We start from the raw sequence: 15668 nt of genomic DNA on the forward strand, positions 1-15668 counted from the left end.
TAGACTATGCCGCCTGTTTTTAAGTCACGAGTATACGTCATGCGCGTCGCCGATTTCTCCTTTGAACTACCTGAATCCCTGATTGCTCACTATCCCATGCCTGAGCGTAGCAGCTGTCGCTTACTGTCGCTGGATGGGCCAACGGGCGAGCTGACGCACGGTACTTTCACCGATTTGCTCGACAAGCTCAACCCTGGCGATCTGCTGGTCTTTAACAACACCCGCGTGATCCCGGCGCGTCTGTTTGGCCGTAAGGCCAGCGGCGGCAAGATTGAAGTGCTGGTCGAACGTATGCTCGATGATAAACGTATTCTGGCACATATTCGCGCCTCTAAAGCGCCGAAGCCGGGCGCAGAACTGCTGCTGGGCGATGACGAGAGCATTAAAGCGACCATGACCGCGCGTCACGACGCGCTGTTTGAGGTGGAATTCCAGGACGAGCGCACGGTCCTCGATATCCTTAACGCCATTGGCCATATGCCGCTGCCGCCGTATATTGAACGCCCGGACGAAGAGGCCGATCGCGAGCTGTACCAGACCGTCTACAGCCAGAAACCTGGCGCGGTCGCGGCGCCGACGGCGGGCCTGCACTTTGATGAACCGCTGCTGGAAAAACTGCGCGCGAAGGGCGTTGAGATGGCGTTCGTGACGCTGCACGTCGGCGCGGGTACGTTCCAGCCGGTGCGCGTAGACAGCATTGAAGACCACATCATGCACTCTGAGTATGCCGAAGTGCCTCAGGAGGTGGTGGACGCGGTGCTGGCGGCGAAAGCGCGCGGAAACCGCGTGGTTGCGGTAGGCACGACTTCAGTCCGTTCGCTGGAGAGCGCTGCACAGGCCGCGAAAACGGGTCTCATCGAGCCGTTCTTTGGCGATACGCAGATCTTTATCTACCCGGGCTACCAGTACAAAGTCATTGATGCGCTGGTGACCAACTTCCATCTGCCTGAATCGACGCTGATTATGCTGGTTTCCGCGTTTGCGGGTTATCAGCATACGATGAATGCTTACAAGTCTGCGGTAGAACAAAAATATCGCTTTTTTAGCTACGGGGACGCGATGTTTATCACGTACAATCCGCAGGCTTTGAATGAGCGTGTCGGGGAATAAGTCCGCGGCACCGTATGACAACGTTGGACTGTTTTTCTGACGTCGGAGAAAAAATGAAATTTGAACTCGATACCACCGATGGCCGCGCGCGTCGCGGTCGTCTGGTGTTTGATCGCGGCGTGGTGGAAACCCCCGCATTTATGCCTGTGGGTACGTACGGCACCGTAAAAGGGATGACGCCGGAAGAAGTTGAAGCCACTGGCGCACAGATTATCCTCGGTAACACCTTCCACCTGTGGCTGCGCCCGGGTCAGGAGATCATGAAGCTGCACGGTGACCTGCACGACTTCATGCAGTGGAAAGGCCCAATCCTGACCGATTCCGGCGGTTTCCAGGTCTTCAGCCTGGGGGATATCCGCAAGATCACCGAGCAGGGCGTTCACTTCCGTAACCCGATCAACGGCGATCCGATTTTCCTCGATCCAGAAAAGTCGATGGAGATTCAGTACGATCTCGGTTCTGACATCGTGATGATCTTCGACGAATGTACGCCATACCCGGCTGACTGGGACTACGCGAAACGCTCTATGGAGATGTCTCTGCGTTGGGCGAAGCGTAGCCGCGACCGTTTTGACTCCCTGCAGAACAAAAATGCGCTGTTCGGCATTATCCAGGGCAGCGTTTACGAAGATTTACGCGATATCTCCGTTAAAGGTCTGGTAGAGATAGGTTTTGATGGCTACGCTGTCGGCGGTTTGGCTGTGGGTGAGCCGAAGGAAGATATGCACCGCATTCTGGAGCATGTCTGCCCGCAAATCCCGGCGGATAAACCACGATACCTGATGGGTGTGGGTAAACCAGAAGATCTGGTGGAAGGCGTACGTCGCGGCATCGATATGTTCGACTGCGTCATGCCAACCCGTAACGCACGTAACGGTCATCTGTTCGTGACTGACGGCGTGGTGAAAATCCGTAACGCGAAGCATAAGAGTGACACCAGCCCGCTCGATTCCGAGTGCGATTGCTATACCTGTCGCAATTATTCCCGCGCGTATCTGCATCATCTCGATCGTTGCAACGAGATTTTGGGCGCGCGTCTCAATACCATTCATAATCTTCGTTATTATCAGCGCTTAATGGCTGGTTTACGTAAGGCTATCGAAGAGGGTAAATTAGAGAGCTTCGTGACCGATTTCTACCAACGTCAGGGGCGGGATGTTCCACCGTTGAACGTTGATTAATTTTAATAATGAGGGAATTTGAATGAGCTTTTTTATTTCTGATGCGGTAGCGGCAACAGGTGCTCCGGCGCAGGGCAGCCCGATGTCTCTGATCCTGATGCTGGTTGTGTTCGGTCTGATCTTCTACTTCATGATCCTCCGCCCACAGCAGAAGCGTACCAAAGAGCACAAAAAGCTGATGGACTCCATCGCGAAAGGCGATGAAGTGCTGACCAACGGTGGTCTGGTCGGTCGCGTAACCAAAGTGGCTGAAAGTGGCTACATTGCAATCGCCCTGAACGACACCACTGAAGTGGTTATCAAACGTGACTTCGTAGCTGCCGTTCTGCCGAAAGGCACCATGAAGGCGCTGTAATCCCAACTTTTCCCAAAGGGAACTGCCGTGTTAAACCGTTATCCTTTGTGGAAGTACATCATGCTGGTCGTCGTGATTCTCGTCGGCCTGCTGTACGCGCTTCCCAACCTGTATGGTGAGGATCCGGCCGTTCAAATCACTGGCGCGCGCGGTGTCGCCGCCAGTGAGCAAACGCTGATCCAGGTCCAGAAAACGTTACAAGAAGAAAAAATTACCGCTAAGTCTGTGGCTCTGGAAGAGGGTGCAATTCTTGCTCGCTTCGACACCACCGACACGCAGCTCCGCGCTCGCGAAGCGCTGATGGGCGTGCTGGGTGACAAATATGTCGTGGCGCTTAACCTTGCTCCTGCAACCCCGCGCTGGCTGGCTGCAATGAATGCAGAGCCAATGAAACTGGGTCTTGACCTGCGTGGTGGCGTTCACTTCCTGATGGAAGTGGATATGGATACCGCGCTCGGCAAGCTGCAGGAACAGAATATCGACAGCCTGCGCAGCGATCTGCGCGACAAAGGCATCCCGTACACTACCGTGCGTAAAGAAGATAACTACGGCATGAGCATCACGTTCCGCGACAGCGCGGCGCGCGATCAGGCTGTAGATTACCTGACCCAGCGTCACCGTGACCTGGTGATCACCTCTCAGGGCAGCAACCAGCTGCGCGCGGTGATGACCGATGCACGTCTGAAAGAAGCGCGTGAATATGCCGTTCAGCAGAACATCAACATTCTGCGTAACCGTGTAAACCAACTGGGCGTGGCTGAGCCGCTGGTACAGCGTCAGGGTGCTGACCGTATCGTGGTTGAACTGCCGGGTATCCAGGACACTGCGCGTGCGAAAGAGATTCTGGGTGCGACCGCAACGCTGGAATTCCGTCTGGTTAACGCTAACGTCGATCAGTCCGCTGCCGCAGCAGGCCGTATTCCGGGTGACTCCGAAGTGAAGCAGACCCGCGAAGGTCAGCCTGTTGTGCTGTACAAACGCGTCATTCTGACCGGTGACCATATTACCGACTCCACTTCCAGCCAGGACGAATACAACCAGCCGCAGGTTAACATCTCGCTGGATAGCGCGGGTGGTAACATCATGTCTAACTTCACCAAGGACAACATCGGTAAACCGATGGCCACCCTGTTCGTGGAGTACAAAGACAGCGGTAAGAAAGATGCCAACGGTCGTGCTGTGCTGGTGAAAGAGGAAGAGGTGATTAACATCGCCAATATCCAGTCTCGTCTGGGTAACAGCTTCCGTATTACCGGTATTAGCAACCCGAACGAAGCGCGTCAGCTCTCTCTGCTGCTGCGTGCCGGTGCGCTGATTGCGCCAATTCAGATTGTCGAAGAACGTACCATTGGTCCAACGCTGGGTATGCAGAATATCCAACAGGGTCTGGAAGCGTGTCTGGCCGGTCTGGTGGTCTCTATCCTCTTCATGATCTTCTTCTATAAGAAGTTTGGTCTGATTGCGACCAGTGCGCTGGTCGCCAACCTGGTGCTGATCATCGGCATTATGTCCCTGCTGCCAGGGGCGACGCTGACCATGCCGGGGATTGCGGGTATCGTTCTGACCCTTGCGGTGGCGGTCGACGCCAACGTACTGATTAACGAACGTATCAAAGAAGAGTTGAGCAACGGTCGCTCTGTTCAGCAGGCGATTGACGAAGGTTATAAAGGCGCGTTCAGCTCTATTTTCGATGCGAACGTAACAACACTGATTAAGGTTCTTATCCTGTATGCAGTGGGTACTGGCGCGATCAAAGGCTTTGCGATTACTACCGGTATCGGTGTCGCAACGTCAATGTTTACCGCTATTGTCGGCACCCGTGCCATCGTGAACCTGCTGTACGGCGGCAAGCGCGTCAAAAAGCTGTCTATCTGAGGAGTGCGTTGTGGCACAGGAATATACTGTTGAACAATTGAACCATGGCCGTAAAGTCTGGGACTTTATGCGCTGGGACTACTGGGCCTTCGGCATTTCAGGTTTACTGCTGATTTTGTCCATCGTCGTTATGGGCGTGAAAGGCTTTAACTGGGGTCTGGATTTCACCGGTGGTACGGTTATCGAGATCTCCCTGGAAAAACCGGTCGATATGGACCAGATGCGTCTGTCTCTGCAGAAAGCCGGCTTTGAAGAGCCGCTGCTGCAGAACTTCGGCAGCAGCCGTGACATCATGGTGCGTATGCCGCCGGTACACGATGCTAACGGCAGCCAGGAGCTGGGCAGTAAGGTTGTTAACGTGATTAACGAAACAACCAGCCAGAACGCGGCGGTCAAGCGTATTGAGTTTGTCGGCCCGAGCGTGGGTGCGGACCTGGCGCAGACTGGTGCAATGGCGCTGCTGGTGGCGCTGATCTCCATCCTGGTGTACGTCGGTTTCCGCTTCGAGTGGCGACTGGCGGCCGGGGTGGTTATCGCCCTGGCGCACGACGTGGTGATCACCATGGGGGTTCTGTCGCTGTTCCACATTGAGGTTGACCTGACCATCGTGGCATCCCTGATGTCCGTTATCGGTTACTCACTGAACGACAGTATCGTGGTATCTGACCGTATCCGTGAAAACTTCCGTAAGATCCGTCGCGGTACGCCGTACGAAATCTTTAACGTGTCGTTGACCCAGACGCTGCACCGTACCCTGATCACCTCCGGTACCACTTTGATGGTGATCCTGATGCTGTTCCTGTTCGGTGGCCCGGTACTGGAAGGCTTCTCGCTGACCATGCTGATTGGTGTCTCCATCGGTACGGCGTCGTCTATCTACGTCGCATCCGCACTGGCACTGAAACTCGGCATGAAGCGCGAGCACCTGCTCCAGCAGAAGGTTGAGAAAGAAGGGGCGGATCAGCCGTCCATTCTGCCGTAAGGCGTCGAATAGCGTGTTATCGAAATCCCGGTCGGTTGACCGGGATTTTTTTTATCTGCTCCTGACAAACACTCCTGACAGTATGCTGTCAGGAGCCCTGTCGTAGACTCTTTTCGAACCCAAACAACAGTCAGGAGGATGTATGAAAAGTGTGATTAACTGGTTTGAAATTCCCGTGGTAGATATGGATCGCGCCATCAAATTTTATGAGCCAGTCATGCAGGTCCAGCTGAGACGTGAGAAAATGGACATGGCAGAGCTCGCGGTATTCCCGCATGACGATCCGGCCACCGGCGGCGCGCTGGCAAAATTTGAGGGCGTTTCGCCGTCGCAGCAGGGCGCTATTATCTATCTGCATACGGATAACCTGACGGCTACGCTCGATCGCATTGCCTCCGCGGGCGGCGAGTGCGTGTTTGGCCCGCTGGAACTGCCGGATGGTATTGGCACCATTGCTTTGTTTATCGACAGCGAAGGTAACCGCGTCGGCCTCCATCAACCTGCCTGAGAGCGTAATACGATATGACCCGACGCGCTGACCGTTTGTTTCAGATTGTGCAGATCCTGCGGGGCAGGCGTCTGACGACGGCAGCGCATCTGGCGGACAGGCTTGGCGTCTCCGAGCGCACGGTCTACCGCGATATCCGCGATCTGTCGCTCTCCGGCGTGCCGGTGGAAGGCGAAGCGGGAAGCGGATACCGGCTGATGTCGGGTTTTGATCTGCCGCCTCTGATGCTGACAAATAAGGAGTCTGAGGCGCTGATCGTCGCAATTCGCCTGCTCAAGACCTGGGGAGGAGAATCGCTGTCGCGCGAGCTGGAGTCGGCCCAGGAGAAAGTGCTGGCGATCCTGCCTGAGGAGAGTCGTCGAAAGGCGGAGCAGACGCGGATTTATGCCCCGGATTTCTGCATGCAAAGCCACTCCCGCAGCGATTTTGACATGATTCATCAGGCAATTTCCGCCCAGCACGTGCTGGCGTTGCATTACCGTGATGAAGCCGGGCAGCTTTCAAAGCGTGAGGTTCAGCCGCTGGGCTTGTTCTTCTGGGGAGAGCGTTGGCTGCTGGCGGCGTGGTGTGAACGGCGCGATGACTATCGCTGTTTCCGGCTCGACAGATGTCTCAATATCGTGCAGACGGAGAGACGGTTTAGCGAAAGTGCGGACAGGTCTCTGGCGGATTTTTTGCGCAAGGTTAAGCAATAAAAAGCCAGCTCTTGGGCTGGCTTTTTTGCCCGGCGGCGAGGTAAAAGCAAAACGGCAACGTATGTTGCCGTTTTTAGTATTTGTTCCCTCTCCCTGTGGGAGAGGGGCAGGGTGAGGGCATCAGCCCGCACAGTCCCGCACGGGTTAGAAGTTGTAACCCACGACCAGGTAACCACCCCAACCGGTAGAACGCACGCTGAAATCGCCGTTGCCGAAGTTCAGGCTGGCATCGTCGTTCCACTGACCACCGTTGTGCCAGTAACGCGCAACCACGGAATAGTGCCAGTGATCGTAGTTCAGCGCCAGGATGTGGCTGGACGCGATAGAATCATTGGTACGTGCTTTCTTACCGTTCAGATCGCGGAAGTCGTTATCGCCCAGGTCTGAGCCCCAGTCAAAGTTGGTGAAGCCGATATAGCTCAGGTTGCCGCCCCACAGCTGAGTGATTGGCACAAAGTATTTCACTTTGAAACGGTAGCCGTCCCACTCGTTTTCGTTTGCCGCACCGTAGTTCTGCCACTGGTACTTAGCATATACGTTCAGGGACAGGCTCATTGGCAGGCCAGTATCGATGTCCGTACCCAGACCCATGTACCAGGTGCTCTGACGACCGGACTTGTTGCGGCCCATATCGTAGATGTAGTTGTTTGCGAAGTACCACTCTTTGAACGGACCAAAGCTCAGATCGGTACCGGTCAGCTTGTCGATAGAGAAGCGTGGTTCGATTTCCATAAACAGCGGAGAACCGTGGTTCCAGATACCTTTTGCATCGGTGTTACCGCCGAAGAAGACCGGAGCATCCATGTAGCCGTAGAAATCAAACCAGTCTTTCTTGGCGAATGCTTCGTATTCCAGGTAGGTATCGTTGCGGATCTGTGGTCCGAAACGGGTGTGATAGCTACCAACCACGTTAACGCTCTGGTGCCACCAGTCGGAGAGATATTGTGGTTTGTCGTTTTCCGCTGCGTTAACAGTGAAAGAGGAGGACAGTGCCAGCACGGCGCCAGCTGCGAGTAATGTTTTTTTCATAATCATGCCACTGATTGAAATTCCCTTCCGGGAGTGAAAAATGCGCGAATTGCGTTTCTAAATATTTCGTGTTTCTGCGGAGCCTATTATAGGAATCCTTGCTCACAAAAATATGTGTTGTTTCACATATCTCTCACACACGTAATCGATTGCGTTCACGTTTGCGTACTTTAAACGGCCGGGATTGTAGCGGCAATCATTTATGTTGCCAATCCATACGAAATGTAAATGTTAGCGGAGTGACATTTCACTCCGCTCAGAAGGAAGGGTTTACTGCGCGGCAGGTTGGATGTCGTGAATGCGGATAAAGCCTAACTGTTCTGGCGTAAGGCCGCTTAACTGCAGCGGAATATCCACATCACTGGGCGCTAAAACGCTGGCCGGGGCGGTGAAGAGCTGGTTCTTCACGTTCACTTCCTGGTAATTCTCCGTCGTGCCCTGGATCTGTCCCCACTCAACGGTGCCGCTAAAAGCGGGCAGCGGATCGTTGGATTCTCCCTGAATGCGCAATGTTGCGCGCGTACCATCTGCATTCGCTGCCACATTGACCAGCGACATTTTCAGCGTGCCAATCTGGCTATTCAGCCGCGCAGGTGTGTTCGCGCCAGGCAGCAGGTATACCCCGCTGCTGGATTTGGCGTTCAGCGCGTTTTGCTGGGTGATCTTCACCGTTTCTTTGTTCAGTTTGTCCATCGCCGTATTAAGTGTATTCACACTCTGTTTCATCTGACGGACTTCGGTTTGCTGTGCACAGGCACTGAGAGTGAAAAGGCTCCCCACCAGTAAAATTCTCAGGTAACGTCTTGTCATAGCGTTTATTTCCTTGAAATAACGGATCACCCTTATGGTAGCCAGCAACGTGCCGTCAGACATAGATCCTTTGTCTCAAAAAGCTCTTCCTTTGTTGTCAGGCCAGATCAGGGTAAAATGAAACTCAGTTAACCGGATAACAGGGATACCGTATGCATTGCCCATTCTGCTCCGCTGTGGATACCAAAGTCATCGACTCGCGTCTTGTAGGCGAAGGGTCATCCGTACGCCGTCGTCGGCAATGTCTGGTGTGCAACGAGCGTTTTACGACCTTTGAGGTTGCTGAGCTGGTAATGCCGCGCGTGGTAAAAAGTAACGATGTGCGCGAGCCGTTTAACGAAGAGAAGCTGCGTAGCGGGATGCTGAAGGCCCTGGAAAAACGTCCCGTCAGCGCGGATGACGTCGAAATGGCGTTAAACCACATAAAATCTTATCTTCGTGGTCTGGGCGAGCGCGAGGTGCCAAGCAAGATGATCGGCAACCTGGTGATGGAGCAGCTGAAAAAGCTCGATAAGGTCGCCTATATCCGCTTCGCCTCTGTCTACCGCAGTTTTGAAGATATCAAAGAGTTTGGCGAAGAGATCGCCCGCTTACAGGATTAAGCTCATGCAGGATGAGATTTACATGGCGCGAGCCATGAAGCTGGCGCAGCGCGGGCGTTTTACTACCCATCCCAATCCGAACGTCGGGTGCGTGATCGTTAAAGATGGCGAGATCGTGGGGGAGGGGTTCCACTATCGTGCCGGCGAGCCGCACGCCGAGGTCCATGCGTTGCGGATGGCAGGCGAGAAGGCACGCGGTGCCACCGCCTACGTGACGCTGGAGCCCTGCAGCCACCACGGGCGTACCCCACCGTGCTGCGACGCGCTGATTGCTGCGGGGGTTTCCCGCGTGGTGGCATCGATGCAGGATCCGAATCCGCAGGTTGCCGGACGCGGTCTGTATCGCCTGCAGCAGGAAGGCATTGACGTCAGTCATGGGCTGATGATGCAGGACGCCGAAGCGATCAACAAAGGCTTTCTGAAGCGCATGCGCACCGGGTTCCCGTATATCCAGCTTAAGCTGGGCACCTCGCTGGACGGTCGTACGGCGATGGCAAACGGTGAAAGCCAGTGGATCACCTCGCCCCAGGCAAGGCGCGATGTGCAACGTCTTCGCGCGCAAAGCCATGCTATCCTCACCAGCAGTGAAACCGTTCTGGCTGACGATCCGGCTATGACCGTGCGCTGGGACGAACTGAATGCCGATACTCAGGCGCTTTACCCGCAGGAGAACCTGCGTCAGCCGCTGCGTATTGTCATTGATAGCCAGAACCGCATAACGCCGGAACATCGCATCGTGCAGCAGCCGGGTGAAACCTGGATTGCCCGTACCAAAGAAGATACGCGCGAATGGCCAGAGGGCGTGCGTAGCATTATGGTACCTGAGCACAACGGTCGCCTCGACTTAGTGGTGCTGATGATGCTGCTCGGCAAGCAGCAGGTGAACAGCATCTGGGTAGAAGCGGGACCCACGCTCGCGGGTGCGCTGTTGCAGGCCGGGCTGGTGGATGAACTGATTGTATACGTTGCGCCTAAACTGTTAGGCCACGACGCGCGCGGCCTGTTTGTGCTGCCTGGCCTTGAAAAACTGGCCGACGCACCGCAACTCACATTCAGCGAGATTCGTCCTGTAGGCCCGGATGTCTGCCTCCATTTAACGACAGCGTAATTGCTCCTGAAATAGGGAAGCAGTGCGCAAAGTATTATGATAAAATCCGCCCCCCTGCGGGGCCAAATGAACCCGTAAAGGAAGAGTATGAACATTATTGAAGCTGCTGTAGCTACCCCGGACGCTCGCGTCGCCATCACCATTGCGCGTTTCAACAACTTCATCAACGACAGCCTGCTGGAAGGTGCGATTGACGCCCTGAAACGTATCGGTCAGGTGAAAGATGAGAACATTACCGTTGTTTGGGTTCCAGGCGCTTACGAGCTGCCACTGGCAGCGGGCGCGCTGGCGAAAACCGGTAAATACGACGCGGTGATCGCGCTGGGTACTGTTATTCGTGGCGGCACTGCGCACTTCGAATACGTTGCGGGCGGTGCAAGCAATGGTCTGGCACACGTTGCGCAGGATGCTGAAATTCCTGTCGCGTTCGGCGTGCTGACCACCGAAAGTATTGAACAAGCCATCGAACGTGCTGGCACCAAAGCCGGTAACAAAGGTGCAGAAGCTGCACTGACCGCGCTTGAAATGATCAATGTATTGAAAGCCATCAAGGCCTGATTTTTTTGTAAGGGGAATTCCGTGAAACCTGCTGCTCGTCGCCGCGCCCGTGAATGTGCCGTTCAGGCACTTTACTCCTGGCAGTTGTCCCACAACGACATCGCCGATGTTGAGTACCAGTTCCTGTCAGAACAGGACGTGAAAGACGTCGATGTTCTGTACTTCCGTGAACTGCTGTCGGGAGTGGCGACTAATAGCGCGTATCTCGATGGTCTGATGAAGCCATACCTGTCCCGTCTGCTCGAAGAGCTGGGTCAGGTGGAAAAAGCAGTGTTGCGTATCGCGCTGTTTGAGCTGTCTAAACGAGATGATGTGCCGTACAAAGTGGCCATCAACGAAGCGATCGAACTGGCAAAAACCTTCGGCGCTGAAGACAGCCACAAATTTGTTAACGGCGTTCTTGATAAAGCTGCACCTGCGATCCGTCCCCACAAAAAGTGATCCGCAAACCGGAGTCCTGCATTGCCTGACGGGCAGTGCGGCTCCGGTTTTTTCTTTTATTTGCTGAGGCATAACGTATGGCATGCGGCGAATTCTCCCTGATTGCCCGTTATTTCGACCGTGTCAGAACCTCTCGTCTTGATGTTGAAACCGGCATTGGCGATGACTGTGCACTTCTCAATATTCCCGAAAAACAGACGCTGGCAATCAGCACCGACACCTTAGTGTGCGAACGTCATTTTTTACCCGATATCGATCCTGCCGATCTGGCGTATAAAGCGCTGGCGGTCAACGTCAGCGATCTGGCCGCGATGGGTGCCGATCCGGCATGGCTAACGCTGGCCCTGACGCTGCCCGAGGTCGATGAAACCTGGCTTGAAGCCTTTAGCGATGCGCTGTTTGAACAGCTGAACTACTACGATATGCAGCTGATTGGCGGTGATACTACTGCCGGGCCGCTGTCGATGACGCTGGCGATCCATGGCTATGTGCCCCTCGGTCGGGCGCTCAAACGCTCGGGCGCAAAACCAGGTGACTGGATCTACGTCACCGGTACACCGGGAGACAGCGCTGCGGGGCTGGCTATTCTTCAGGATCGCTTGACCGTGAAGGATGCTGACGACGCGGCGTATCTGGTGAAACGCCATCTGCGACCCACCCCGCGTATTCTGCATGGGCAGGCGCTACGGGAACGGGCAAGCTCGGCTATCGATCTCTCCGACGGGCTGATCTCCGATCTTGGCCATATTTTGAAGGCCAGCGGCGTGGGCGCGCGCATCGACCTGGATCTGTTCCCGCTATCAGAGCAACTGCTTCGCCACGTGGAGCCTGAGCAGGCCCTGCGTTGGGCGCTTTCCGGTGGTGAGGATTACGAACTGTGCTTCACGGTACCTGAGCTGAACCGTGGCACGCTGGACGTGGCGTTAGCGCATCTCGGCGCGAAATTTACCTGCATCGGGCAGATCATGCCGGAGAGCGAAGGGCTGAAGTTTGTGCAGGACGGTGCCCCGGTCACGCTCGACTGGAAAGGGTACGATCACTTCGGTTAATTTTGTGCGATCTGTATTGCCGGGTGGCGGCTCCGCCTTACCCGGCCTACGGATTTCGTTCCCTCTCCCATTTTTAAGCAGCAATAAGGTTATTTAAGAACGATGTAAGGCTTTCAGCGATGCTCTGGTCCGGCTGTAAATCGCTGAGGCGTTTCCGTAAGGCCGGGGCGAGGCGCATGGATGCGCCGAGAGGGCGGGCTTTACAGGGACGTTACCTCCGCCCGTACCCGATAGGCCGGAAGGAATAAGCCGAAGGCACCGCGAAGCGGCGATTTACCGCCGGGAGCCCGGGTTGCCAGGGTGGTGGCGATTGAGCCACCCTGGCACGTTCACTGGTCATGTCGTTACAGAGTAGCAAGGAACATAAAGTGAACGGAATGACCACCACAGCCGTATGTTCCCCCTCACCCCAGCCCTTTGGGACAGGGTTAGAATGAGGGCTTATTTAAACCCCACCACCGGATGCTGCTGATACGGCGTTTCGAGCTCGGCAATCTGCTCCGGCGTCAGGGATAAATCCACTGCACTCAGCAGTTCATCCAGCTGTTCTTCCCTGGACGTCCCGATAATCGGTGCCGCGACCCCGCGCTTACTCAGCAGCCACGCCAGCGCCACCTGTGCGCGGGTGGCTCCCGTATCGTCGGCAATCCCGGCTAAGCGTTCGGCAATTAACGCATCGCTGGCTTCTGTACCGTCGTAGAGATTTTTTCCGACTTCATCTGAGACCAGACGAGCCGTGGTTTCTCCCCATGGACGGGTTAAACGTCCGCGCGCCAGCGGGCTCCACGGGATCACCGCCACGCCCTCCTGATAGCACAGTGGCAGCATCTCACGTTCTTCTTCACGATAGATCAGGTTGTAGTGATCCTGCATGGTGACAAAACGCGCCCAGCCGTGCTGCGCCTGGAGATCCAGCGCCTGTGCAAACTGCGACGCATGCATAGACGACGCGCCGATATAGCGAGCTTTACCGGCTTTCACCACCTCGTTGAGCGCTTCAAGCGTCTCCTCGATCGGCGTGTTGTAATCCCAGCGGTGAATTTGCAGCAGGTCGACGTAATCCATGTTCAGGCGTCTAAGGCTGTCATCAATAGAGCGCAGGATCTGCGCGCGAGAAAGGCCCTGAGTCAGGTCACCTGACGGGTAGTACACCTTGGTGGCGACCACAATGTCATCCCGACGCGCAAAGTCACGCAGGGCACGACCGACAATCTCCTCGCTGCTGCCGTCGGAGTAGCTGTTGGCGGTGTCGAAGAAGTTAATGCCGCCCTCGATAGCGCGTTTAATAATCGGACGGCTACTCTCTTCCGGCAACGTCCAGGCGTGGTTCCCTCGTTCGGGCTCGCCAAAAGTCATACAGCCCAGGCAAAGCCGGGAAACCTTAAGGTCGGTTTTTCCTAATGTGGTGTATTGCATGGTTCCGCTCCTGCTGTTTAAACAATACGTTTAAGCATAGCAGGAGCGAAAAAGGGGAGGGATTAGTCCAGCCAGGCGCGGATTTTGGCTTCAATACCGGCGGCGTCCAGGCCAATAGCCGCACGGGCTTCATCCTGGGTACCCTGAGGAATGAAATGATCCGGCAGGCCGAGGTTCAACACCGGCACGACGTTGCGGTTTGCCATCAGCACCTCGTTCACGCCGCTTCCCGCACCGCCCATGATGGCGTTTTCTTCCAGGGTGACCAGCACGTCATGCGTCTCGGCCAAATTCAAAATCAGAGATTCGTCGAGCGGCTTCACGAAGCGCATATCCACCAGGGTAGCGTTTAGCGTTTCAGCGACCTTCGCAGCTTCTGGCATCAGCGTACCGAAGTTCAGGATCGCCACTTTCTCACCGCGACGTTTCACCAGACCTTTACCGATCGTCAGTTTTTCCAGGGGTTTCAGCTCAACGCCCAACGCATTGCCGCGTGGGTAGCGCACCGCACTAGGGCCATCCTGATAGTGATAGCCGGTAAACAGCATCTGACGACATTCGTTTTCGTCGCTTGGCGTCATGATGACCATATCCGGAATACAGCGCAGGAACGACAGATCGAATGCGCCCTGGTGCGTCTGACCGTCAGCGCCGACGATGCCCGCACGGTCGATCGCAAACAGCACCGGCAGCTTCTGGATGGCCACGTCATGAATCACCTGATCGTAGGCGCGCTGCAGGAAGGTAGAATAGATAGCGACCACCGGCTTGTAACCGCCAATGGCCAGGCCCGCTGCGAACGTCACCGCATGCTGCTCGGCAATCGCCACGTCAAAATACTGGTCAGGGTATTTTCTGGAGAACTCCACCATGCCGGAGCCTTCACGCATGGCCGGGGTGATCGCCATCAGCTTGTTGTCTTTCGCGGCGGTTTCACACAGCCAGTCGCCGAAGATTTTGGAATAGCTCGGCATACCGCCGCTGCTTTTTGGCAGACAGCCGCTGGACGGGTCGAATTTTGGTACCGCGTGGAAGGTGATCGGATCTTTTTCCGCCGGTTCGTAGCCACGCCCTTTTTTGGTCATGATATGCAGGAACTGCGGGCCTTTCAGGTCGCGCATGTTCTTGAGGGTGGTGACCAGGCCCAGCACGTCATGGCCGTCAACCGGGCCAATATAGTTAAAGCCCAGCTCTTCAAACAGCGTACCCGGCACGACCATGCCTTTGATGTGTTCTTCGGTGCGCTTGAGCAGCTCTTTAATCGGCGGTACGCCGGAAAAGACTTTTTTACCGCCTTCACGCAGCGAGGAGTAAAGCTTACCGGAAAGCAGCTGCGCCAGATGGTTGTTCAGCGCACCGACGTTCTCGGAAATCGACATTTCGTTATCGTTGAGGATAACCAGCATGTCCGGTTTGATATCACCCGCATGGTTCATGGCCTCAAAGGCCATCCCGGCGGTGATAGCACCGTCACCAATCACGCAGACGGTGCGGCGCTGTTTATTCTCTTTTTCGGCGGCAACGGCAATACCGATGCCCGCAGAAATGGAGGTGGAGGAGTGGCCGACGCTCAGCACGTCATACTCGCTCTCACCGCGCCACGGGAACGGATGCAGGCCACCTTTCTGACGAATGGTGCCAATTTTATCGCGACGTCCGGTCAGAATTTTGTGCGGATAGGCCTGGTGGCCCACGTCCCAGATAAGCTGATCGAACGGCGTGTTATAGACATAGTGCAGCGCCACGGTCAGTTCTACCGTGCCAAGCCCGGAGGCGAAATGGCCGCTTGAGCGGCTTACGCTGTCGAGCAGGTAGCGACGCAGCTCGTCGCACAGCTTCGGCAGGCTCTCTTTCGGCAACAGACGCAACTCCTGGGTGGAGTCAACTAACGCCAGTGTCGGGTATTTGGCAATATCAAAACTCATCAAAGGCTCATCGAGATATATAGT

Annotated in this window: 16 protein-coding genes; 12 read left to right on the forward strand and 4 right to left on the reverse strand. The window is 55.5% G+C overall.

The window, feature by feature from the left end; all coding sequences use genetic code 11:
* The first annotated feature begins 39 nt into the window (after nt 1-39).
* The 7 genes from queA to L383_RS23285 all read left to right on the forward strand — a co-directional run bounded on the left by queA (nt 40) and on the right by L383_RS23285 (nt 6706).
* On the forward strand, nt 40-1110 hold the full coding sequence (gene queA / locus L383_RS23315) for a tRNA preQ1(34) S-adenosylmethionine ribosyltransferase-isomerase QueA (protein ID WP_014882750.1): 1071 nt from the start codon (nt 40-42) through the stop codon (nt 1108-1110).
* Between the two features lie 53 nt (nt 1111-1163).
* A complete protein-coding gene (gene tgt / locus L383_RS23310; protein ID WP_003859110.1) occupies nt 1164-2291 on the forward strand; it encodes a tRNA guanosine(34) transglycosylase Tgt in 1128 nt (375 codons plus the stop codon).
* Nucleotides 2292-2313: 22 nt separating this feature from the next.
* Entirely contained in the window at nt 2314-2646 is a 333-nt protein-coding gene (yajC, locus tag L383_RS23305) for a preprotein translocase subunit YajC (protein ID WP_000007630.1), read from the forward strand.
* A gap of 27 nt (nt 2647-2673) precedes the next feature.
* Nucleotides 2674-4521 (forward strand): protein translocase subunit SecD, encoded by a 1848-nt coding sequence (gene secD, locus L383_RS23300; RefSeq protein WP_071852618.1) that lies wholly within the window; start codon nt 2674-2676, stop codon nt 4519-4521.
* A 10-nt stretch (nt 4522-4531) separates the two neighbouring features.
* Nucleotides 4532-5503, forward strand: a complete 972-nt coding sequence (gene secF, locus L383_RS23295) for a protein translocase subunit SecF (RefSeq protein ID WP_014882752.1) — start codon at nt 4532-4534, stop codon at nt 5501-5503.
* A gap of 142 nt (nt 5504-5645) precedes the next feature.
* The gene (locus L383_RS23290; RefSeq protein WP_014882753.1) at nt 5646-6011 is read left to right on the forward strand and encodes a VOC family protein; all 366 of its coding nucleotides are present in this window, start codon (nt 5646-5648) and stop codon (nt 6009-6011) included.
* 14 nt (nt 6012-6025) lie between these two features.
* Nucleotides 6026-6706, forward strand: a complete 681-nt coding sequence (locus L383_RS23285; protein WP_014882754.1) for a helix-turn-helix transcriptional regulator — start codon at nt 6026-6028, stop codon at nt 6704-6706.
* A 144-nt stretch (nt 6707-6850) separates the two neighbouring features.
* On the opposite strand, the gene L383_RS23280 is transcribed toward L383_RS23285, so the two are convergent.
* Together L383_RS23280 and L383_RS23275 are read right to left on the reverse strand one after the other, a co-directional pair.
* Entirely contained in the window at nt 6851-7735 is an 885-nt protein-coding gene (locus L383_RS23280; protein ID WP_014882755.1) for a nucleoside-specific channel-forming protein Tsx, read from the reverse strand.
* Nucleotides 7736-8005: 270 nt separating this feature from the next.
* Nucleotides 8006-8545 (reverse strand): SadB/YajI family lipoprotein, encoded by a 540-nt coding sequence (locus L383_RS23275; RefSeq protein ID WP_014882756.1) that lies wholly within the window; start codon nt 8543-8545, stop codon nt 8006-8008.
* Nucleotides 8546-8697: 152 nt separating this feature from the next.
* On the opposite strand from L383_RS23275, the gene nrdR reads away from it, so the two are divergent.
* The 5 genes from nrdR (at nt 8698) to thiL (ending at nt 12303) form a co-directional block, all read left to right on the forward strand.
* The gene (gene nrdR, locus L383_RS23270; protein WP_008503337.1) at nt 8698-9147 is read left to right on the forward strand and encodes a transcriptional regulator NrdR; all 450 of its coding nucleotides are present in this window, start codon (nt 8698-8700) and stop codon (nt 9145-9147) included.
* A gap of 4 nt (nt 9148-9151) precedes the next feature.
* Nucleotides 9152-10255, forward strand: coding sequence for a bifunctional diaminohydroxyphosphoribosylaminopyrimidine deaminase/5-amino-6-(5-phosphoribosylamino)uracil reductase RibD (gene ribD / locus L383_RS23265; protein ID WP_023332227.1), 1104 nt, complete (start codon nt 9152-9154; stop codon nt 10253-10255).
* 87 nt (nt 10256-10342) lie between these two features.
* A complete protein-coding gene (gene ribE, locus L383_RS23260; RefSeq protein ID WP_014882758.1) occupies nt 10343-10813 on the forward strand; it encodes a 6,7-dimethyl-8-ribityllumazine synthase in 471 nt (156 codons plus the stop codon).
* A 21-nt stretch (nt 10814-10834) separates the two neighbouring features.
* Nucleotides 10835-11254 carry a transcription antitermination factor NusB gene (gene nusB, locus L383_RS23255; RefSeq protein ID WP_014882759.1) on the forward strand — a complete coding sequence of 140 codons (420 nt, stop codon included), beginning with the start codon at nt 10835-10837 and terminating at the stop codon, nt 11252-11254.
* A gap of 77 nt (nt 11255-11331) precedes the next feature.
* Nucleotides 11332-12303 (forward strand): thiamine-phosphate kinase, encoded by a 972-nt coding sequence (gene thiL / locus L383_RS23250; RefSeq protein ID WP_023332228.1) that lies wholly within the window; start codon nt 11332-11334, stop codon nt 12301-12303.
* A 441-nt stretch (nt 12304-12744) separates the two neighbouring features.
* Here thiL and L383_RS23245 read toward each other — a convergent pair whose 3' ends face one another.
* Together L383_RS23245 and dxs are read right to left on the reverse strand one after the other, a co-directional pair.
* Nucleotides 12745-13719: an aldo/keto reductase gene (locus tag L383_RS23245; protein ID WP_014882761.1), complete on the reverse strand. Its 975-nt coding sequence runs from the start codon at nt 13717-13719 to the stop codon at nt 12745-12747.
* 62 nt (nt 13720-13781) lie between these two features.
* Entirely contained in the window at nt 13782-15644 is a 1863-nt protein-coding gene (gene dxs / locus L383_RS23240; protein WP_023332229.1) for a 1-deoxy-D-xylulose-5-phosphate synthase, read from the reverse strand.
* Nucleotides 15645-15668: the final 24 nt, after the last annotated feature.

Origin of the sequence: Enterobacter sp. MGH 37 (assembly GCF_000534515.1) — a bacterium.
Taxonomy (GTDB): Bacteria; Pseudomonadota; Gammaproteobacteria; order Enterobacterales; family Enterobacteriaceae; genus Enterobacter; species Enterobacter kobei.